This is a genomic window from Elusimicrobium sp. An273 (assembly GCF_002159705.1).
Lineage (GTDB): Bacteria > Elusimicrobiota > Elusimicrobia > Elusimicrobiales > Elusimicrobiaceae > Avelusimicrobium > Avelusimicrobium gallicola.
This window is the reverse complement of record NZ_NFJD01000004.1, coordinates 215,113-235,718: the sequence shown is the minus strand read 5'-3', so window position 1 is coordinate 235,718 and position 20,606 is coordinate 215,113. Positions and strand designations below refer to the sequence as shown.

At 52.3% G+C, this 20,606-nt stretch carries 19 protein-coding genes and 2 tRNA genes; 15 read left to right on the top strand and 6 right to left on the bottom strand.

What is annotated here, in order from left to right; translation table 11 throughout:
* Positions 1-44: 44 nt before the first annotated feature.
* The 8 genes from gcvPA (at position 45) to B5F75_RS06725 (ending at position 9,153) form a co-directional block, all read left to right on the top strand.
* Positions 45-1,373, top strand: coding sequence for an aminomethyl-transferring glycine dehydrogenase subunit GcvPA (gene gcvPA / locus B5F75_RS06760; RefSeq protein WP_087289260.1), 1,329 nt, complete (start codon positions 45-47; stop codon positions 1,371-1,373).
* 1 nt (position 1,374) lies between these two features.
* Positions 1,375-2,823, top strand: coding sequence for an aminomethyl-transferring glycine dehydrogenase subunit GcvPB (gene gcvPB / locus B5F75_RS06755; protein ID WP_087289370.1), 1,449 nt, complete (start codon positions 1,375-1,377; stop codon positions 2,821-2,823).
* Positions 2,824-2,903: 80 nt separating this feature from the next.
* Entirely contained in the window at positions 2,904-3,602 is a 699-nt protein-coding gene (locus B5F75_RS06750; RefSeq protein WP_087289257.1) for a lipoyl protein ligase domain-containing protein, read from the top strand.
* Positions 3,602-4,288 carry a M50 family metallopeptidase gene (locus B5F75_RS06745; RefSeq protein WP_087289255.1) on the top strand — a complete coding sequence of 229 codons (687 nt, stop codon included), beginning with the start codon at positions 3,602-3,604 and terminating at the stop codon, positions 4,286-4,288. Before B5F75_RS06750 ends, B5F75_RS06745 begins: the two co-directional genes overlap by 1 nt.
* Before the next feature lie 3 nt (positions 4,289-4,291).
* On the top strand, positions 4,292-6,592 hold the full coding sequence (locus B5F75_RS06740) for an AsmA family protein (protein ID WP_087289253.1): 2,301 nt from the start codon (positions 4,292-4,294) through the stop codon (positions 6,590-6,592).
* Positions 6,579-7,157, top strand: coding sequence for a phosphoribosyltransferase family protein (locus tag B5F75_RS06735; RefSeq protein WP_087289251.1), 579 nt, complete (start codon positions 6,579-6,581; stop codon positions 7,155-7,157). The genes B5F75_RS06740 and B5F75_RS06735 overlap by 14 nt, the downstream gene beginning before the upstream one ends.
* Positions 7,158-7,177: 20 nt before the next feature.
* Positions 7,178-8,350 (top strand): class I SAM-dependent rRNA methyltransferase, encoded by a 1,173-nt coding sequence (locus tag B5F75_RS06730; protein WP_158093806.1) that lies wholly within the window; start codon positions 7,178-7,180, stop codon positions 8,348-8,350.
* Between the two features lie 119 nt (positions 8,351-8,469).
* Positions 8,470-9,153, top strand: coding sequence for a hypothetical protein (locus B5F75_RS06725; protein ID WP_087289247.1), 684 nt, complete (start codon positions 8,470-8,472; stop codon positions 9,151-9,153).
* A 56-nt stretch (positions 9,154-9,209) separates the two neighbouring features.
* On the opposite strand, the gene B5F75_RS06720 is transcribed toward B5F75_RS06725, so the two are convergent.
* Both B5F75_RS06720 and B5F75_RS06715 read right to left on the bottom strand, forming a co-directional pair.
* Positions 9,210-9,281, bottom strand: a tRNA-Phe gene (locus B5F75_RS06720).
* Between the two features lie 70 nt (positions 9,282-9,351).
* Entirely contained in the window at positions 9,352-9,822 is a 471-nt protein-coding gene (locus tag B5F75_RS06715; RefSeq protein WP_087289245.1) for a GAF domain-containing protein, read from the bottom strand.
* Between the two features lie 107 nt (positions 9,823-9,929).
* On the opposite strand from B5F75_RS06715, the gene B5F75_RS06710 reads away from it, so the two are divergent.
* The 5 genes from B5F75_RS06710 to B5F75_RS06690 all read left to right on the top strand — a co-directional run bounded on the left by B5F75_RS06710 (position 9,930) and on the right by B5F75_RS06690 (position 14,079).
* Complete coding sequence (locus B5F75_RS06710) at positions 9,930-10,136, top strand: 4Fe-4S dicluster domain-containing protein (protein WP_087289243.1); 207 nt, start codon at positions 9,930-9,932, stop codon at positions 10,134-10,136.
* A 19-nt stretch (positions 10,137-10,155) separates the two neighbouring features.
* Complete coding sequence (gene vorB, locus B5F75_RS06705; protein WP_087289241.1) at positions 10,156-11,319, top strand: 3-methyl-2-oxobutanoate dehydrogenase subunit VorB; 1,164 nt, start codon at positions 10,156-10,158, stop codon at positions 11,317-11,319.
* 1 nt (position 11,320) lies between these two features.
* Entirely contained in the window at positions 11,321-12,064 is a 744-nt protein-coding gene (locus B5F75_RS06700; RefSeq protein ID WP_087289239.1) for a thiamine pyrophosphate-dependent enzyme, read from the top strand.
* A complete protein-coding gene (locus B5F75_RS06695; RefSeq protein ID WP_087289237.1) occupies positions 12,064-12,600 on the top strand; it encodes a 2-oxoacid:acceptor oxidoreductase family protein in 537 nt (178 codons plus the stop codon). Before B5F75_RS06700 ends, B5F75_RS06695 begins: the two co-directional genes overlap by 1 nt.
* 369 nt (positions 12,601-12,969) lie before the next feature.
* Positions 12,970-14,079 (top strand): response regulator, encoded by a 1,110-nt coding sequence (locus B5F75_RS06690; protein ID WP_087289235.1) that lies wholly within the window; start codon positions 12,970-12,972, stop codon positions 14,077-14,079.
* A gap of 82 nt (positions 14,080-14,161) precedes the next feature.
* Here the strand turns inward: B5F75_RS06690 and B5F75_RS06685 are convergent, their stop codons facing one another.
* Positions 14,162-15,370 (bottom strand): spinster family MFS transporter, encoded by a 1,209-nt coding sequence (locus B5F75_RS06685; RefSeq protein WP_087289233.1) that lies wholly within the window; start codon positions 15,368-15,370, stop codon positions 14,162-14,164.
* Between the two features lie 109 nt (positions 15,371-15,479).
* Between B5F75_RS06685 and B5F75_RS06680 the strand changes: the two genes are divergently transcribed.
* Positions 15,480-15,950: a type IV pilin protein gene (locus B5F75_RS06680; protein WP_087289231.1), complete on the top strand. Its 471-nt coding sequence runs from the start codon at positions 15,480-15,482 to the stop codon at positions 15,948-15,950.
* 55 nt (positions 15,951-16,005) lie between these two features.
* Here B5F75_RS06680 and B5F75_RS06675 read toward each other — a convergent pair whose 3' ends face one another.
* The 3 genes from B5F75_RS06675 to B5F75_RS06665 all read right to left on the bottom strand — a co-directional run bounded on the left by B5F75_RS06675 (position 16,006) and on the right by B5F75_RS06665 (position 20,304).
* A complete protein-coding gene (locus B5F75_RS06675; RefSeq protein WP_087289229.1) occupies positions 16,006-16,464 on the bottom strand; it encodes a tRNA (cytidine(34)-2'-O)-methyltransferase in 459 nt (152 codons plus the stop codon).
* Positions 16,465-16,565: 101 nt separating this feature from the next.
* Entirely contained in the window at positions 16,566-19,121 is a 2,556-nt protein-coding gene (gene glgP / locus B5F75_RS06670; RefSeq protein ID WP_087289227.1) for an alpha-glucan family phosphorylase, read from the bottom strand.
* A gap of 121 nt (positions 19,122-19,242) precedes the next feature.
* A complete protein-coding gene (locus B5F75_RS06665; RefSeq protein WP_087289225.1) occupies positions 19,243-20,304 on the bottom strand; it encodes a DUF1646 family protein in 1,062 nt (353 codons plus the stop codon).
* A gap of 122 nt (positions 20,305-20,426) precedes the next feature.
* Between B5F75_RS06665 and B5F75_RS06660 the strand changes: the two genes are divergently transcribed.
* Positions 20,427-20,500: transfer RNA gene (locus B5F75_RS06660), tRNA-Glu, on the top strand.
* The last annotated feature ends 106 nt before the right edge of the window (positions 20,501-20,606 follow it).

The following is a 20,606-nucleotide window of genomic DNA, read 5'->3' as shown; positions in this document are numbered from 1 at the left end:
AAACGCATCCCCCGCTTCGGCGGGGGATTTTCACCAGGATTTTTATGTTTATTGCTCACACTTCCCAAGACCGCGAAGAAATGCTGCGCAAAATCGGCGTTTCCTCCGTTAAAGATTTGCTTTCACAAATTCCGCAGGAACTCTTATACCCTGCCTTAGGCCTGCCCAAAGCGCTTACGGAACAGGAACTGACGGCCCACGTGCACGAACTAGCCGCCCGCAACCAGCCGCTTAAAAATTTTATCGGCGCAGGCATTTACGAACATTTTATTCCCGCCGCAGTCGGCGCGCTTTCTTCGCGCGGGGAATTTTTAACCGCCTATACCCCTTACCAGGCCGAAGCCAGCCAAGGCACCCTGCAAACCATTTACGAATTTCAAAGCTGCATTTGCTCGCTGTTTGATATGGATGTGGCCACTGCCTCTCACTACGACGGCGCCACCGCCTTGGCCGAATCCGTGCTGGCGTGTCTGCGCATTACGGGGCGCAGCGAAATTTTGATTTCGGCCGCCCTGCATCCGCACTATAAAGAAGTGCTTAAGACGTATGTGCGCCACCAAAAAGGCGTTTGCGTCAAAGAAATTCCTTTTCAGCAAGACGGCACGCTTGATTTGGAAATCCTTTCTCAGGAACTTTCCGAAAAAACGGCCTGTTTTGTGTTGCCCAATCCCAATTTTTTGGGTTGTTTGGAACACGCCGAAGAAATTTCTTCCCGCGTGCATCAGGCCGGGGCGCTGTTGACGGCGGTAGTCAATCCGCTGGCTTTGGGCGTACTGCAAACGCCGGGCGCTTATAACGCCGATTTTGCCGTAGCCGAAGGCCAGCCGTTGGGCAACGCCATGAACTTTGGCGGGCCCGGGTTGGGCATTATGACGGCTAAAAAAATGTATATGCGCCAGTTGCCGGGGCGCATGGTGGGTATTGCCAAAGACAAAAACGGCCGCCGCGCTTTTGTGCTGACGCTGCAGGCGCGCGAGCAGCATATCCGCCGCGAAAAAGCTTCCTCCAACATTTGTTCCAACGAGGCGTTGTGTGCGTTAAACGCCGTGATTTATTTAACGCTTCTGGGCCCGCAAGGCTTGCGGGAAGTGGCGGAGCTGAATTTGGAACGCGCACATCAGTTGGCGGATTTAGCGGGCAACATTCCGGGCTTTCGCGTAAAGTTTACGGCGCCTTTTTTTAACGAATTTGTGCTGGAGTGCCCGATCCCGGCCCAGCAGGTCATTAAAAAACTGGCCAAAAAAGGCATCAGTGCCGGGTATGCCTTGGGAACGGACTTTAAGGAACTGAAAAACTGCCTGCTCGTCTGCGCTACGGAAACCAAAACCGCGGCCGATTTGCAGGCATATGCCGATGCGCTGGGGGGTATTTAAAATGGAACCGATTTTAACACACAATCAGCTTTCTATTGAAAAATCCCGCCCCGGGCGGCGCGGCGTACGGTTTGAATGGGCCCAAAAACCGGCTTCGGCGTATGTGCCGCAGGAATACTTGCGCAAAACGGCGCCCAAACTGCCAGAACTGTCCGAGTTTGAAACGGTGCGCCATTTTACGCGGCTTTCCGAGCTGAACTATTGCTTGGACGGCGAGTTCTACCCGCTGGGGTCTTGCACAATGAAATATAACCCCAAAGCGTATGATGCGTTAAGCGCGCTGGAAGGCTTTACCCAAATGCATCCGTTTGCGCCGGAATCTTCGGTGCAGGGCACCTTGGAAATGATGTATCACTTCCAAGAACTGCTTAAACAAGTAACCGGGTTTGCCGCTTTTACGCTGCAGCCGGCGGCGGGCGCACAGGGCGAGCTGACGGGGATTTTGACGGCGCGGGCCTATCACGACGCGCACAAAGATTTTAACCGCACGGAAGTCATCGTGCCCGACACTGCCCACGGCACCAACCCGGCTACCGCCCATATGGCGGGCTATACGGTGGTGAACATTCCCTCGGCGCCGGACGGCTGCGTGGACAAAGAGGCCCTTCAAAAAGCCTTGTCGGACAAAACGGCCGTCGTGATGCTGACGGTGCCCAACACGGTGGGCCTTTTTGAAAAAGACATCCGCGAAATTGCCCAGATGGTGCATAAAGCGGGGGCGCTGTTCTATTTGGACGGGGCCAACTTCAACGCGTTGGCGGGCTTGGTAAAGCCGGCCGATTTGGGGGCGGACTTAATGCACCTAAACGTGCACAAGAGCTTTGCCGCCCCGCATGGCGGCGGCGGCCCGGGCGCGGGGCCGGTGGGCGCGGCGGCGCATGTGGCGCCGTTTTTGCCCAAGCCGATTGTGGAATATAAAAACGGGAAATATACGCTAAGCGGCAAAATGCCCAAGAGCCTAGGCAAAATGAAAGCGTTTTACGGCAACATCGCCGTTTGCCTGCGCGGATATTGCTACTTGCGTCAGTTTGACGACAGTACCTTTAAAGAAATTGCCGAAAATGCCATTTTAAACGCCAACTATGTACGGGCGGCGCTGAAAGGCAAATTTAATGCGTTCTTTGACCGCACGTGTATGCACGAGTGTGTGCTGAGCATTCGCCCGGCCGAGATGAACGGGGTGCATACGTCCGACATTGCCAAGCGCCTGCTGGACTACGGGTTTTACGCGCCCACCATTTATTTCCCGCTGATTGTGCCCGAAGCGATGATGGTGGAGCCGACGGAAACAGAAAGCAAACAAATGCTGGACGCGTTTGTGGCCGTTATGGAAAAAATCTATGACGAAATCCAGACCGAGCCCCAAACGGTAAAAGACGCCCCGCACAGCCAATGCGTAGCCCGCATTGACGAAGTTTCCGCCGCCAGAGAACCCAACTTGCGTTGGTAAAAGCGGCTCCGTCCGATTAGCGGGCGGACAGGTTTGAAACGGTACGGCCTCCGTCCCTGCGGGCGGAGGCCGCTGAGAATATGGATATTTTGCTGGCATCTCCCCAATTGGACGTATTTGAACAAATGGCCTTGGACGAAACCCTGGTGCGGGTGCACCCGCAGGCGGTAACGCTTCGGTTTTACCGCTGGACGCCCGGCCCGGCGGTTACGTTTGGCTACGCCCAATTTATAAGCGAAGTGCGCCGCACCCTGGCGCAGCGCCGTTTTAGCGGCCCCGCCGCGCGCCGGCCGACGGGGGGCGGAATCGTGTTTCACGAGGACGATTTAACTTTTTCGCTCGTGTTTGAGGCGCCGGGCCGCCCGGCGGATATTTATAAAAATTTCCATGCCCACATCCATGCCCAGTTAAACCGCTTGGGCGAAAAGGGAGAAATTTTTGATAAAACTCTGCCCGCTTCGGCCTATGCGCCCAGCGTCAACCATACGGCCAGTGCGTGTTTTTCAAACCCGGTGGAAAACGATCTGTTAGCCGCAAACGGGCATAAAATTTTGGGCGGCGCCCTGCGCCGGTTTGGCACGACGGTGCTGTATCAAGGCTCTTTGCAGCTGCCGCAGGCGCGGGAAAACCCGGCTTATAAAAACGCCATTATTGCGGCGGTGCGTGCCTACCTGGCGGCAGATTTGCATCCGCACCGGGCCACCGAAGAATGGGTGCTGCAAGCAAAAGAATTGGCCCGCGCCCAATATCATACCCAGGCGTGGACGGAGAAATTTTAATGGTTCGCTTGCTTAAACTGTTAATTGCGCTTTTGCTGCTGCCTACCGCGGTGCTGACGTTTGCCCAAACCGTGCGGATTTTGCTTGCGGTTTTGGGGCAGCTGTCGGCGGCGGTCAGTTTTATTGCCGGGCTGGTGGTATACAGCGGGATCCATTACGGGTATTATAATTTTTCGCGCCCGTATGTTTTTGCGCACGAAATAACGCACGCCCTGGCGGCGCTGTTGTGCGGGTGCCGCATTAAAGATGTGTCCATCGGGCAGGACAGCGGATACGTGAAGATGGATCGCTGCAATGCGTTTGTGGTGCTGGCGCCGTATTTTGTGCCGGCGTACGTCATTGCGGCGGCGCTGGTGTATGTGATTGCGGATTTGTTTGTGGACGTATCGCCTTACCGGCAAGTTTTTTTGTTTGTCATCGGTTTTTTTATGGCTTTTCATTTTATCCAAACGTTTAAAACCTTGTTCGAGGCCGACCAGCCCGATTTAAAATTAGCCGGCGGGAAAGTGTTTTCGGTCGTGATGATTACGCTGGCCAATTTGGTGGTGCTGGCGGTGGTGTTAAAGGCGTTGTTTCCGGAAACGGTTTCTTTGCTGGAAGCGGGGAAAAACGTGCTGGCGGGAACCGTCAATATATGGCGAATTATAGTAAACTATATAGTGGAGAAAGCGATCAACGCGGCCTAGCAAATGAGTAAAAAGAAAAAGAAAAAACGAAGCTTTTGGTCTTGGGTGTGGCGGTTTATCAAATCGTGCGTGGTGTTAAGCCTGCGCACGGTGCTGTTTACCGTGATGCTCCTGTTGCTGATTGCGGCGGGGCTGTGGCTGCTTTTCTTAAAAACGTTCAACGCCCAGCACATCAGCGAGCTGATTACGGAAGAACTGCAAAAACGCTTAGACCGGCCGGTTATTATTTCTTCGCTGGATTTAAAATTTATCAATACGGTGGAACTCAAAGGCTTTTCGGTGGTGGATACCGAAGGCGCGCCGGGGTATGCGCTGCTGTCGGCCGATTCGGTTACCTTGCAGTTTAAATTGCTCCCGCTGTTAGACCAGCAGTTGATTATTGATGAAGTTTCCCTCAATTCTCCCCGTTTTAACATCGTACGTTTGCCAGACGGCACCTATAACATGCCGCAAATCCGCACGCCTAAGGAAAAATCCGTCTATACCAGCGAGCTGACCGGGCGCAAGTTGGCGGTCAGCGTGGAGGACTGGTCGGTACATAACGGGGTGCTGAGCTACAAAGATTTGGCCTCCGGCGTGTCGCACGCCATTTACGGGCTGAATATGCATTTTGAACAGCTGCGCTTTAACGAACTTTCCCGCTTCCAGGCGGAAATGATTTTGCGCAACAAATGGGGAGACAATATCTCCGATATGGAGATCAAGGGAACGGGGCACGTCAATTTCGCCAATTTTGACTGGAGCAAATTTGCCCTGCGCAGTTTGCGCACGCAAGTATTTTTGTTCCAAAAACCGGTGGATTTGCTGATTGATTTGGATAATTTGCGCACGCCCTATTTTAACGTCAAGGCCAGCGTGCCGGCGTTTGCAAGCAAAGACTTGTCGCTCTTCCACGAAAAAGAACTGGGCTTTTCTATTCCCAAGGCCCAGCTTACCGCCCAAGGCAAGCTGGAACAGGATTACCGCCTGCTGACGCTTAGCCAAGTGTCGGTCTCGGCGGCAGACGTACAGGCGCAGGGCTCCGGCACGCTTGATTTTACGCAGACGCCTTTTACGGCGGATCTGTCTGCAAAGACAAATTTCTTTAAACTCGCGGACAAACACACGTATTATCCGGACATCCGCCAATATAAGCTCACCGGTCAAGCCGCCGTTTCGGCCCAGCTGCAGCGGCAAAAAGGCAAATTTTCGCTGCCGCTTCTAAACGTACAAGGGAAAGACGTCTCGGGTTTGTTCTACGGCTTTAAGGCCGAAAATATAGACGGCGAATTCCAGGCCAAACAAAATTTTTCGGACTTGTACGCCCGCACTACGGCAGGCAAGGTAACCGTTCATAATTCGGTGTTTGACAAGCTAGACCTGAGCGCCAGCTGGCGCAAAGGCAACTTGTATGCCTATATTGCGTCCACCGAGCTGAACAAGGTGCCGTTTAAGCTGAGCCTGTCGGTCAATAATTTAAAAAGCGCCCGCCGCAAAATCCGTACGTCCATTTACTGGAAGGATCTGGATCCGCTGGCGTTTATTGATACGGTAAAAGATTTTGTTACGGTCATTACGCCGCTTCTTAAAAAGGGCGCCAAATTTAAAGAGCCGGTGGAAGGGGAATTGGCGTGGCTGCGCAACTTCCGCGACCGGCTGCCCAAATTTATGCCCAACTTTGCCGGGAACTTAACGGCGGATACGTTTTCCACTCAAGTGCTTTCCGGCAACCGCTTCAGCGCCGAGTTTGATTTTACCGGCATGAGCGCCGGGATGAAAAACCTCTCCGGCCCGCTGGAAGCGCGCTTGGAGGGCGGCGTGATTCACCAGATGGAAAAATTGGCCGAAGAACAGCAGGCGCTTAACATCACGTTCCAGCCGTTTATTCTGATGCACCGCATGGAACGGGCCGGAAGTTTTAAAGTGGGGCAAGTGTTAAAAGATGTGCCGTTTAACGATATGGCGGTGTCGGTGAATTTTGACAAAGGCCGCATGCAAATCAATAACGCCTATACGGTGGGGCCCACCATTTCGGCCGCGGTCAGCGGATGGACGGACTGGGTAAACGAAAATTTTGATATCATTATATGGACGATGTTTAACAATACCTCGCGTTCGGGCGCGTTGGCGGAGAACCTGACGGATGAATCGGGCAATCCGGCGCTGGCGTTTCGCGTGTCGTCTTCCATGCTGAAACCCAAGCTGGAAATGATGCGCGCCAAAAAAACCGGCCAAACCATTCGCACCGCCCAGGAACAGGGGTTAAATACCAGTTTTAAAGCCGCACAGGAATTTATCCAAGGAGATTTTCATGCCAAGAAATAATATGGACGTGCTTTGCCTCCTGCAAGAACACGGAGCGATTTTGGAAGGCCATTTTGTAATGCCTTCCGGGTTTCACAGCCAAACCTATATTCAGACTTCTCTGCTTATGCAGCACCCCCATTTGGCGCAGCGCATTGCGGGGGCGCTTTCGGATAAATTTACTAAAAAAGCCGATGTGATTATGGCACTGACGCCTTCGGATTCCGTGCTGGCGCAGGAAGTGGCGCGCGCCCGCGGCGTACGCGCTATTTTCGCCTCCCGCGCCGACAACGGCGAAATGCTGCTGAAACACAATTTCACCATTAAAGAAGGGGAAAACGTGTTAATCGTGGACGATGTGGCCGTTTCCGGCCGCAAAATCAACAAGGCCATTGAACTGGTGGGCAAAATGGGCGGCAACGTAATCGGCGTAGGCGTGATTGTAGACCGCTCGATGGGATATCTGCCGCTGGCCGTACCGCTGAGGGCCTTGCTGTCGTACCCGATGCAAACGTTTACCGCCAAGGAATGCCCGCTGTGTGCGGCGGGGCTGCCGTTTTCAAAACTGGAAGAAACGGGAAAATAACTGACAGAGGGATTTATCGTATGATTGAAATTAAATTAAAAGCCAAAGAAGAAAGACGCCTGCAGGCCGGCCATTGGTGGGTGTTTTCCAACGAAATTGACGGATTGGACACTTCGGTGGAACCGGGCACGCTGGTGCGGGTGCTGAACCACGAAGGCAAACAAGTGGGCATTGGCTACTTTAACCCGCACAGCTTAATTTCGGTGCGCCTGCTGATGAAAGGCGAGGGCGAACTGCCGGAGGACTTTGTATTTGAAAATTTAGACAACGCCTATTCCTACCGCAAAGAAATCGGCGTGCGCAAATACGGGCGGATGTGCTACGGCGAGGCCGACAATATGCCCGGTTTGGTGATTGACCGCTACGGCGACGTGCTGGTGATTGACGTGCTGACGGCCGGTATGGAAAAATTAAAACCGGCCATTACCAAGGCAGTCCAGAAAATTTTTAAGCCCAAAGGCATTTATTACAAAAACGACAGTTCTTTCCGCGCGCTGGAAGGCTTGACTAATACGCCCGAAATCATTGGCGACGTGCCGGAAACGGTGGAAATAGAAGAAAACAAAGTAAAATATCTGGTTCCGCTTCGCGGCGGGCAGAAAACGGGTTTTTATTTTGACCAGCGCGAAAACCGCGAATTTTTAAAACCGTATTTTAAAGACAAACTGGTGCTGGACTTATATTGTTACATCGGGTCTTTTGGCATTACGGCCGCCTTGGCAGGCGCCAGCCAGGTGTGGGGGTGCGATTCTTCCGCGGCCGCCGTGGAGTGTGCCCAGAAAAACGCCGCGCTTAACGGCGTGTCCGACTCGGTGGTTTTCCACCGCGACGATGCCGAGCGCCTGCTTTCCGCCCTCAAAAAAGGCGAACTGCCCGATCAGCCCGACATCGTATTGCTGGATCCGCCGGCATTTGTCAAAAGCCGCAAGGCGCTTCCGCAGGCGGTGGGGCTGTATGTAAAGCTGGTTAAAATGGCCTTGGAAGGAATTAAAGCGGGCGGATATTTGGCCTTTTCCACGTGCTCGCATCATATTTCGCGGGAGCTGTTTGTGGACATTATTCGGCAAGGGGTCAGCAAGTCGGGGCGCAAGGCCGTGCTGGTAGAACTGCGCGGGCAAGCTAAAGACCACCCAGTGCTGATTGGCATGCCGGAAACGGAATACCTGCATTTTGCACTGGTTCAGCTTCGGTAACACTTCCGACACATTTTAAAAAACCCGGCTTTGCGGCCGGGTTTTTTTGTGGGGAATTGTTTCAGAAGGGGCAATTATTGCATAATGGTGGAAGAAGGTCGTTGCAAGAGGAGGAATGTATGCGTAAAGTTTCTTTTTTATTCGTTGCTTTTATCTTGATGTTTACGGCCGGTTTCGCCGGAGACAAAACCACCCGAGAAGCCACCTATAAGCAATTGGTGGCCCAGCGGCAGGAGTTGCTGGCGTGGGAAACGGAACATCCGATGGCGCCTAAACTGATGGCCATGTATAAGACGAAAGAAGCGCGGGAAATCCGCCAACAGCTGTATCAAAATTTTCCGGATTTAAGACGGCAGGAAATCAGCCAATTCAGAAAAGAACTGCGCCAGGAACTGCAAAAAAGCCAAACGGTGCCGTTTGTTACGTTTAATACGCTGCCGCTGGAAAATTTAAAGAAATTAACCGCCAATAAAAAATTACTGCTGGAATTTTTAAAAGCCTATCCGGACAATGCGGTAAACTTAACCGATGAGTATTTGCTCCGGCTGTTTCAAGAAGATGAAGCCCTGGAAGAAATGATGACGTCCTATTTGCTGTATTTAAAAATCTACCACGCCAATCCGGCGGCGGCCCGCCTTTCTTCGGAACAGCAAAAAATGCTGCAAACCACCTATCAAATGGGGAATATGCCGCGGATGTATAATTTGCTGTTTTCCTATGCTTCGGCCGGGCTTTCCAAAGCGCGCCGGGAATTAGCCCGCCAGTATGTGCGCAACTCGTTGGTAAGCGCTTTTACGAAATAAACAAAAACCCCGCTTTTCGGCGGGGTTTTTAATCGGTTTCAAATCAAAAAAAGAAATGCCGAGGGACAGGATCGAACTGTCGACACCCGGTTTTTCAGACCGGTGCTCTACCACTGAGCTACCTCGGCATTACCTAATTATCATACAAAATTTAAAAACCTTCGGCAATAAAATTGCAATTACCGACGGGAAAATCGGTTATAACGCGCTGTTTTGCTCAAACAAGCGCACTATTTCTGCCAGATTTTTGCAGTCTTCTTCGTCAAACCGCGCTTGGACGGGTGCGTCTATATCCAATACGCCCCAAAGGCTTTTGTTTTTAAAGACAGGGAGCACCACTTCGCTGCGGGAAGCGCTGTCGCAGGCAATGTGCCCCGCAAACGCGTGCACATCCGCCACGCATTGGATTCCCTGCGTTTGCGCGGCCGTTCCGCATACGCCTTTTCCCAAGGCAATGCGCACGCAGGCCGGTTTTCCCTGAAACGGGCCCAGCACCAGCACATTTTCTTTTAGCACGTAAAATCCAGCCCAGTTAATCTGGGGCAGCCCGTTATATAGCACGGCCGCCAAATTGGCCATATTGGCTACGGGGTCGCGCTCTATTTCCAGCAAAGCTTGGGCCTGGCGCAATAAATCGTGGTATAGTTGTGTTTTGGAAACAGCGGTCATACGGGTATTGTAGCAAAAGCAATTTGATTATTGCGCATTCGTATGCAAAAGAAATATACTTTATGTATGGGTTTTTACGGGTATATCCCCGGGCCCACAGGAGAACTATGCCAAGAATTGAAGTAGACGCCAACAAATGCAAAGCTTGCTATTTATGCGTCAACGCCTGCCCCAAAAAATGTTTGGGCAAATCCAAAACCATTAGCAAAAAAGGGTATTTTCCGGCGGAAATGGAACACCCGGAAAATTGCATTGGCTGCGCCATGTGCTACATGATGTGCCCCGATATTGCCATTACGGTAATTAAAGACTGACAATTTAAGGATTTTAACTATGACCGAAAAAACATTACGAAAAGGCAATGAAGCGTTGGCCGAAGGCGCTATCCGCGCCGGGGCGCGCTTTTTTGCCGGTTATCCGATTACTCCGCAAAACGAAGTGCCGGAATACATGTCGGCCTATATGGCCGATGCGGGCGGTGCGTTTGTGCAGGCCGAAAGCGAAGTGGCCGCCATCAATATGGTGTACGGCGCCGCTTCTACGGGGACGCGCAGCATGACGTCTTCTTCCTCGCCGGGCATCAGCCTTAAGCAGGAAGGTATTACCTATTTGGCCAGTGCGGATTTGCCGTGCCTGATTGTAAACGTAATGCGCGGCGGCCCGGGGCTGGGCAGCATCTCCGGCTCGCAGGGGGATTATTTCCAGGCCACGCGCGGGGGCGGCAACGGGGATTATCACGTGATTGTGCTGGCGCCGAACTCGGTGGAAGAGCTGGGCAATTTCCCCAAATTGGGGTTTGAACTGGCCGAAAAGTATCGGATGCCTTGTATGATTTTGGCGGACGGCATTTTGGGGCAGATGATGGAGAGCATGTCGTTTAATTTTGATCCGATTGACCCCAACAAACTGGGCAAATTTGACTGGGCGGTGGATATCCACAAAAACGGCCGCAAGAAAAACAATGTGTTTTCCTACAAAGGCGATAATTTAATCGCCGATGTGGTGGAACGCGCCAAACGCTACGGCCTGATTGAAAAAACGGAAGCCCGCTGGGAAGAACGCGACGCCGAAGACTGCGATGTGTTATTGGTGGCCTACGGCCTTTCGTCCCGTGCATGCTTGGAAGCGGTCAACAAAGCCAAAGAAGAAGGGTTAAAGGTGGGCTTGTTCCGCCCGATTACGCTGTGGCCCTTCCCGTCCAAACGCTTGGCGGAATTGGCGGCCAAGGCCAAAGGGGTGCTCTCGGTGGAGCAGAGCTTGGGCCAACTGGTGCAGGATATCAAACTGGCCGTCAACGGTAAAACGCCGGTTTATTTAAACGCTTATCCTGCCGGCGGCCAGCCGGACGGCAACACCATCCTTACGGCCGTTCGCTCTATTTTAAACGGCGGCAAAGAAGGCCTGTTTGACTTGCAGGAACACGCCGCAGGCTTTAGCTATGAATGCAAGCGCGATACGTCGCTTGGCATGCAGGGCGATTTGAAAGGAGGCAAATAAGATGACTATTATCGCCAAAAAACCGGCCAGCTTAACCGATTTGCCCATGCATTACTGCCCGGGCTGCGGGCACGGAATTGTCCATCGTTTGATGGGGGAAACTTTTGATGAATTGAAAATTGCAGACCGCGTGATCGGGGTAGCCCCGGTGGGATGCGCGGTGTTTGCGGACTCTTATTTTGCCTGTGATATGGTGCAGGGCGCGCACGGGCGCGGCCCGGCCATTGCCACCGGCATCAAGCGCTCCAAACCCGAAGCGATTGTTTTCTCGTATCAGGGCGACGGGGACTTGGCTTCCATCGGCATGGCGGAAATCGTTCACGCTGCGGTGCGCAGTGAAAACATTACCGTTATTTTCATCAACAACGCCATTTACGGTATGACCGGCGGCCAAATGGCTCCCACCACGCTGGTGGGCCAAGTAGCCACCACGGCCCCCAAAGGGCGTGACCCAAAATTGCAGGGCTGGCCGATTAATATGTGCGAAATGCTCGCGCAGATTACCGGCGCCAAATACCTGGAGCGGGTGGCGGTGGATTCGCCCCAGCACGTGATGCAGGCCAAGAAAGCCATTAAAAAAGCCTTTGAAAACCAGGTGAATGGCGTGGGCTTTTCGATGGTGGAAGTGATTTCGCAATGCCCGACCAACTGGTATGCCAGCGTGCCGCAGTCGTTAGAATTTGTGCGGACGAAGATGATTCCGCAGTATCCGCTGGGCGTCTTTAAAGACGAGGGAGGCAAATAATGTATCAAGGAATCAGAATTGCCGGTTTCGGCGGACAAGGCGTGATTTCGGCGGGGATTCTCCTCGCGCAAGCCGGCGTGGAAGACAAGAAAAACGCCAGCTGGCTGCCTTCTTACGGGCCGGAAATGCGCGGCGGAACGGCCAACTGCTCGGTGGTGATATCGGACGGGGAAGTCTATACGCCTATTGTATCGGCCCCCGATACGGTAATTATTATGAACGAGCCGTCGCTTCCTAAATTTGAGCCCTTGCTCAAAAAAGGCGGACTGATGATTATCAACAGCTCGCTTATCAACTCCCGCCCCACCCGCACCGATATTACCGTGGTGTGCGTGCCGTGCAATAAAATTGCGGAAGAATTGGGGATGGATCGTATTGCCAACCTGGTGGCGTTGGGTGCGTTTATTAAAAAAACGGGTGCCGTTACGCTGACAAGCGTAGAGCATGCGATGAAAAAAGTGTATAAGCGCGCCAAACCGGAAATGCTGGAGCTGAACAAAAAAGCGCTGCAGGCCGGATACGACGCAGTGAAATAAATAGACGCAAGAAGTGCAAAATTTATTCCCCGGGAGCGAAGAGCCCGGGGAATTTTAATGCCTCGTGAAAAAAGCGCTGCAGGCCGGATACGACGCAGTAAAATAAATAGATGCAAGAAGTGCAAAATTTATTCCCCGGGAGCGAAGAGCCCGGGGAATTTTAATGCCTCGTGAAAAAAGCGCTGCAGGCCGGATACGACGCAGTGAAATAAATAGACGCAAGAAGTGCAAAATTTATTCCCCGGGAGTGAAGAGCCCGGGGAATTTTTATGTACTTATAGGCCTATCAAACAAGTAGGTCTTTTTTCCCTTGTGCCCGTTTGGATAAAGAGTTAATTTATAAGTAATTCCTGGCAGGAGGAAATTTGCATGAAAAAAATGCCGGTTGTTTTATTCTTTTTTTGTTTTCTATTGCTGGCGGGGGAGAGCCGGGCACAAAACCGTTATACCACTGCGATGCAGGCCATTCGGACGGGTGTAGTGTCCCACGGAAGCAAGTTTTCGCAAATTGCCGCCCGGGAGTTTTTTGCTAATCCCGTTCCGCTTGCCATTACCCAGTTTAAAACGCCGGAGGCAATCCGCAGCAGTTTGGTGGCACACGGCATAGAGGAAAGCCTGCGCAAATCCGAGCAATACCGCGAAAATTTAAATAAATTTTTAGAAGTCAAAAAAGAAATGGATATTTTTCTTCGTTACCAATTGCTTGAGCCGCAAAAGATCAGCGCGGCCGAAGCCAATGCCCGCTGGGAATATGCACGTGAGGGCAAAGAAGCCCTGCAGCGGATGGAACGCATTGTGGGCGCGCGGGATCCGGGCGTGCATTTTGGCAAATTATACATTGAACGGGTAATGAACGCCATAAAGCCGACCTATGCGTGGTCTGGTGCCTCGGGCAAAATCTCCATGCCGGAGCGGCTGCGTGCGGAAAATTCGTTTGATGTAAATAAGTTTTTATTGAAAGATGCAAACGGAACTTCTTTAACTATGAAAAACACTTCTCCCGGCTCGGAAGGATTTACCCAGGCCCGCCAAATGGCGGCGCAGCTGCCGGCGATGACGATTGCCGTGCTTAATGACGATCCGGAAATTTTAGAATGGGCGCGTAATTGGAATGCCCAAGGTTTCTTCGGGCCCGGCAGCCGGGTGGCGGTATTTGACTCGCTTACCAAATTAATGGAGTGGACAAAAGAAGTAAAATACGACGTGATTTTAATGGATTACGTGTTGGAAGACGGAATCAGCGTTTTTATGATAGACCGCCTGCGCATGGAGGGGGATAAAGAGACCGTCATTTTGGTAAACAGCGCCTTGATGGACGATGAGGTGCCGGCGGAAGATTTGTTTGAACACGGAGCGGACGGATTTATATCCTCGGTCGGCTTTCGTGCAGATAACGGCGGCGCCCGTATTGCAAACGCCCTGTACAATTATATGCAGCTGCATGGGCGCGCCGCGCTTACGCCGCATAGCAAACATTAATCTGTTTTGCCTTTTGCTCCGTATACAGAAAGGAAAGGAGTTTATCCTTCCCTTTTTTGTTTTCTAATGAAAGAGGTCTTAGTTAAGGAAGCGGCGGCTCGGGCAGGCGTCGCTCAAAGCTGGCGGCCATCCACGTAAACACCAGGCCGGGCACCGCCGCCAAAGAGCACAGTAAAACGGCAATTTTTAAATTCCACAGATCCGAGGCATGCCCCAAAAGCATGGGGGACAGCGCATCCCCCAGTGCGTGGATGATAAAGATATTTACGGCAAAAGCCATGGCGTGCACTTTGTTGCGGGTGGACGCCACCAACGCGGCGGCAATGGGGCCGGTGGGCAAAAAGAGGCAAATAATAGCCAGCCCAAAACAGCCGAGCGCCAGTGCGGGGCGGTTGGTTTGTATGCCTAGCCACGCGGGGGGAAGCAACGCCAGAAAGGATACTCCGATGACCCAAAAATAAGCCTTGGGCGAAAATTCCAGCCATTTGTCGGCCAGTTTTCCTCCGGCGTAGGTTCCGGCCGCGCCGCAGCAAATAACCAACGCCCCAAACCATGTGCCGGCCTGCGCCACATCCATTTGCAGGTAGCGGTGCAGGTAAGTGGGCATCCAGGCAGAAAGGCCGCCAATAATAAAAGTAATCATGGCATGGGCCAGGCAAATAAACAGGAAGGGCTTGTTTTGAAACAGCGCTTTATAATCGTGCCGGGAGGGTTTTTCGGCGGCGGTTTGCTGCGCGCGGCGAATGTCTTTTAGATGTGTCAGGGATAATATCCCCAGCACCAGCCCCGGAACTCCGGCCAGCAAAAAGGCGGTTCTCCACCCCCAATGCAAGCCTATGGCGCCGCCCCACATGTAGCCTAAGGCGCTGCCGGCCGGCATGGCCAGCCCGAAAACGGCTAAAATGGTGGCCCGTTTTTTCTTAGGATAGTTCTCCGCTAAAAAGGGCTGGGCAATGGTAGTAAACCCGGCTTCTCCCACGCCAATAAGGCCCCGCGTAAACAACAAGGAAAAATAGTTTCTTGCCGTGGCGCAGGCCAGGGTAGCCGCACTCCAAATAAGCGCACTGGCGCCAATCCATTTTTGCCGGGGGGAACGATCCGCAAAATAGCCCACGACGGGAGCGTAACACATATACACCAGCATAAAGACCGAGGCCAAGGTGCCCAGCTGCCAGTCGCTTAGGTGCAAATCGGTTTGCAACAGCGGAAATACGGAATAGAGAACCTGCCGGTCTATATAATTAAACAGGTTTAACAGAAATAAAATCCAAAACAAATGTTTCGTGTTCATAACGCTGCCGGGAAGGGCTTTTTTATTCTATAAAATTACAAGCGCAAACGTATGGGCCTGTTCAGCAAAGGGGCAAATTTATATAATAAACTATCTCTTAGGAGGCGTTATGAAAAAAGGTTTTACTTTAATTGAATTATTGATTGTAATGGTGGTGGTGGGCATTTTGGTAACGGTGGCCCTGCCTAAATACTATTCGTCCATGGAGCGCGGCCGCGCCTTGGAAGGAATCAGCAATTTGCGGGCGGCCAGCGATTTTGTAAATGCCAAATACGTGATGCAAGGCAACCAATACGTCAAAAACAGTATTGCCGATACCTCTGACAGACTTTTGGGGGGAGATACGACCAAAAGATCGTATTTTGGCTTTCCTTTGCTTTATTCGTTAAGTTCCGACACGGCGGTTATTTTTACCAGCCGCGCAGACGGCAGCTACGACTTGTATGCCATCAATCAAGACGGCGAGTTGAAATATATTGCCTGTTCGGGCGATGCAGAACTCTGTAAAAACGCCGGGATGGAAGAAGCTACTTTTACAGACAGCTACAGCAACAGTAATTTAATTTTAAATTTTCAATAAACAAAAAGCCCAAAAAGAAACCCCCTCACGAAAGCGAGGGGGTTTTTCTGGGTGTTTATTTGAAATGGTTTTGCCGAATTGCTTCAAACAGCACGATTGCCGCCGAAGACGATAAATTAAGCGACCGCACCGGCCCCGGCATCGGGATGGTAAACAGGCGGTGGCGGTAGCGCTCGTAGAAATCTTTGGGCAGGCCGCACGATTCCGCCCCGAAAATCAAAAAAGCATCCGGCGGAAATGACGCGTCCCAATACGCGGTTTTGCCTTTGGTGGAGAGGAAAAACATGTTGTCTTCCGTCGGCTTTTCCGCCTCCAAAAACGCTTCCCACGTGTCGTAGCGGCGGTAGTCCAAATGGGGCCAATAGTCCAGCCCCGAGCGGCGTATTTCTTTGGAAGCGATTTTAAAGCCTAGTTTCCCTACCAAATGCAGCCGCGTGCCCGTGGCCACGCACGAGCGGCCGATGTTGCCGGTGTTGAAAGGAATTTCCGGATTTACAAGAACAATGTTTAGCATATCAGTAAAATCGGCCGGAAAAATGGCTGGCTTGCGCGCAAGCGGACATTTCTCCGGCCGTATTGCGTCAGATTTGTTCCGTCCCGTACGGGAGCGGACAACTACTCTTCCCAGCGGATGAACAACGGCGTCAGCACGTTGGGAATGTCGTTATTAAAGGGCAGAATGCGCAGGGCATAGTCCTGCCGCCCGCTGTTAAGCGGCGACATGGACACTTCGTACAAATACGCATCGCCGTCTTTGCCGGTGCAGGTCATATCAATGGCGTCTTCTTTGACGATGTCGCCCAAGGTGCCCCGCTGGCCCAGGTACAGCTCTACCTGGATTTCTTCCGGCGTTAAAGCCCCCAATACCACGCGGGCTTTAAAGTGTACCTTGTCGCCCATCAAAATGGCTGTTTCCGGCTGCGGCGTAATGTCCGTTACGCTTACGCGGTACCAGTTTTCCGCAATTCTGCGCCGCCACGCGGCCACGGCTTCGGCTTTGCCGGGCTCGTTTAAAATAAGGCCGTAATTGTTGGCCGGCACGTAGAAGCGTTCGTAGTATTCTTTTACCATGCGGTTGGTGTTAAAAACAGGCGCGATGTGCTTGATGGATTCTTTCATCAAAGACAGCCACGGCAGCGAATACTCCGAGCCGTTTTCCTTGGCGTAATAGGCGGGGGCGATATCCTGCTCAATCAGGTTGTACATCGCTTCGGATTCTACGGTGTCGCGTTCCGCGTCGGACTTATAATTTTCGGCTCCGCCGATAGACCACCCAAAGTCGCACGGGCCTACTTCGTCCCACCAGCCGTCTAAGATGGACAGCGCAAGCGCCCCGTTCAGCGCCGCTTTCATACCGCTGGTGCCGCTGGCTTCCATCGGGCGGATCGGGTTGTTGAGCCACACGTCCACCCCCTGCACCATATAGCGGGCGGTGTTCATGTTATAGTCTTCCACAAACACGATTTTCCCTTTAAAGCGCGGGTCGTTTTGCGTCAGGCCTACAATCATTTTGATAAATTCTTTTCCGGCGGTATCGGCCGGGTGCGCCTTGCCGGCAAAGACGAACTGCACCGGGCGCTGCGGATTGTTGACGATTTTGTCCAAGCGGTTTAAATCTTTAAAAAGCAGCGTGGCGCGCTTGTAAGTGGCAAAGCGGCGGGCAAAGCCGATGGTCAGCGTGTCGGGGCGGAGGACTTTGCTTGCTTTTTTGACGCTCATCACGTCAAAGCCTTGGCGGGTGAGCTGGCGTTTTAAGCGGCCGCGCACCATGTCAATCAGTTTGTTTTTGCGGATTGTGTGCACGTTCCACAGTTCGGCGTCCGGAATGTCGGAAATTTTCGCCCAGATTTTTTCGTCCGAAGGATCTACTTCGCCGCGCTGATTGTTGTTAAACAGATATTTGCGGTACAGCTCGTTGAGTTCGTGCGAAATCCACGAAGCGCTGTGAATGCCGTTGGTAATGCTGGTAATCGGCACTTCGCTGACGGGCAGGCCGGGCCACAGGTTGTGCCACATTTCGCGGCTTACTTTGCCGTGCAATTTGGCCACCCCGTTGCAGAAGGCCGACAGGCGCAGCGCAACCACCGTCATGCAATAGGTGGCGGAGTCGGCTTTTTCTTTGCCCAGGGCCAAAAACTCGTCCCAGGAAATGCCCATCTCGCGGGCGTAAAAATCCATATATTTGCGCACCAAGGCCGGGTCAAAATGTTCGTTGCCGGCAATGACGGGCGTGTGGGTGGTGAAGACGGACGTAGCCCACACAATTTCGCGCGCTTGGGCGAAAGAGAGGTTTTTCTCTTTCATAATATCAATAATGCGCTGGAAAAGCAGGAACGCGCTGTGCCCTTCGTTGATGTGGTAAACGGTGGGGCGGATGCCCATGGCGCTTAAGGCTTTTACGCCGCCGATACCAAGCACCACTTCTTGGCGGATGCGGTTTTCGCGGTCGCCGCCGTAGAGTTTCTCGGTAATGGCGCGCTGGGCGGGGGTGTTTTCCTGCAAGTTGGTGTCCAGCAAATAAAGGGACGTGCGCCCTACGGGCACGCGCCAGATGCAGGCTTTGACGGTTTCATTTCCCAGCGGAATATCTACGGTAATTTCTTTTCCGTCTTTCGTTACGCGTTCCACCGGCATATGCGCCCAGTCGTTATCGGGGTATTCTTCATTCTGCCAGCCTTCGCGGTTGAGCACCTGCTGCACGTAGCCCTGTTTGTAGAACAAACCCACGCCGATGATCGGCATATCCAAGTCGCTGGCGGATTTCATATGGTCGCCGGCCAGCATGCCTAAGCCGCCCGAATAAATGGGCAGCCCTTCGCCGATGCCGTACTCCATGGAGAAGTAGGCCGTCAGCAGGTTGCCGTTTTCGTGGCGGTGTTCTTTGTACCAGGTGTGCTGGTTGTTTTTGTAGTTGTAATAGGCTTCTTTGACTTGGTTTAAATCGTGTACAAATTTTTCGTCTTTGCTTAATTCTTCAAAGCGTTTTTGCGGCACACAGCCCAAGAACCATTTGGGGTTGCGTTTGGCGGACGTCCAGAGTTTGGGGTCTACCTGCACAAACAGCAAAATGGCCTGCCAGTTCCAGGTAAACCACATATCGTTGGCCAACTCTTCCAGGAACTTGATGTTTTCGGGCAAGTTGGGCTGTACGTTGAAAGAATGGATTTTCATAAAATCTCCCCTGATAGAATAATATAACCAGATTATATAAAATTAGCGGCGTACTTGCCCCCGCAACCTGCAAAAAAGCCGCCCCTTTAAAAAGGAGCGGCTTTTTGAAGAACGGCGTGTGTTATAAAACGGCATTTAAAATCACAAAGAACACCAACATCACCAGCGCGCCCAACGCCACGGCGGCTTTGGCCCATTCTTTGCTTTTGATTCCCAATTTGGAGGCGCAAATAATGTTGGGAATGTTGCCCGGGATCAGCATGCCGCCGGAGATGATTAAACTCATCAGCAGGAAAGTCAGCGTGCGGGTGCTGATGTCGGGCGTTACCTCAATGGCGGCCAGGGTGGCGTTGTCCAACACGGCCGACAAGGTGTTAATCCAGTACAGCCACCCGGCGGACAAGTGGGAAATGGTCTGCATGGCAAGCGGTTTTAAACCGTCCCCCAAAAAGACCAGGGCCATTACAAACAAATATACCTTTGCCGCCCGGATGACGATGCTTTTGACGGAATGTTCGTCCTGTGCGGTTTCGGCCGGTTTGGGGCCGGGGGCTTTTTGGATGGGGTTGTCGCGGATGGCACTGGCCAAGCCCGCCATAAACAGGATGCCGCCCAGCACAAACCAGCCCAAATGGTCAATCAAAAAGAAGAAATCCGCATAGTGCGGCGCGCCGGAAAGTTTGGAAAGCACCACCGTGCCCAGCGGCTCGCCGATGGAAGTAAGCACGGCCCCCATGCCGATGGAAAAACACGCATACACCACCAGTTTCACGCGGCCTTTGCGCTCCAGCGGCAGCATAACCGCCACTTCTGACAGCACCAGCGCCGCAATAATTGCGGTAATTAAGCTGGACGTAAGCCCCAGCACAAACACAATGCCAAACAGCGTACAGCGCAGGCCCAAGCCTTTGACGGCTTTTTGCGTCAGTTTCTGCAAACTTTTGTTAAATTTGCGAAATAAAAGCCCCGCCACCAATACGGCGATGGTAATTTTAATGGGGTCTTCCAGCGCAGTCAGCACCAGTTGCCCGCTCCAGCTTTTGGAAACGGTAACCGCAAACGCGCCGCAGAGGAAGAGAAACGCTTCCAAGTTTTCTTCCACTTTGTGCACCGTAAGCGGCAAAAACAAGACCACTACAATCAGTAAAGCAAGTAAGACGGTTTGAAGAACGGATAATTCCATACGGCACCTCTTCATAAGATAGGCCGCGCGTGCGGCGGCCAGCCTAGTTATTATATAAAAAATGAGCTTATTAACCGTGTGCCCGCCGCATAAAAACAAAATATGGTAAAATAAATAAAGAAGTCCCGTTCGTCTAGTGGTCTAGGACGCCGCCCTCTCAAGGCGGAGATCACGAGTTCGAATCTCGTACGGGACGTTTTTTTATTTTACCCCGCCTCAGGCGGGGTTTTTTATGGGGCGTTTTGCGTGGTAGGGGGCGTTGTAAAATGGTAAAATATAAGTAATTATTCCGTTTTATTATT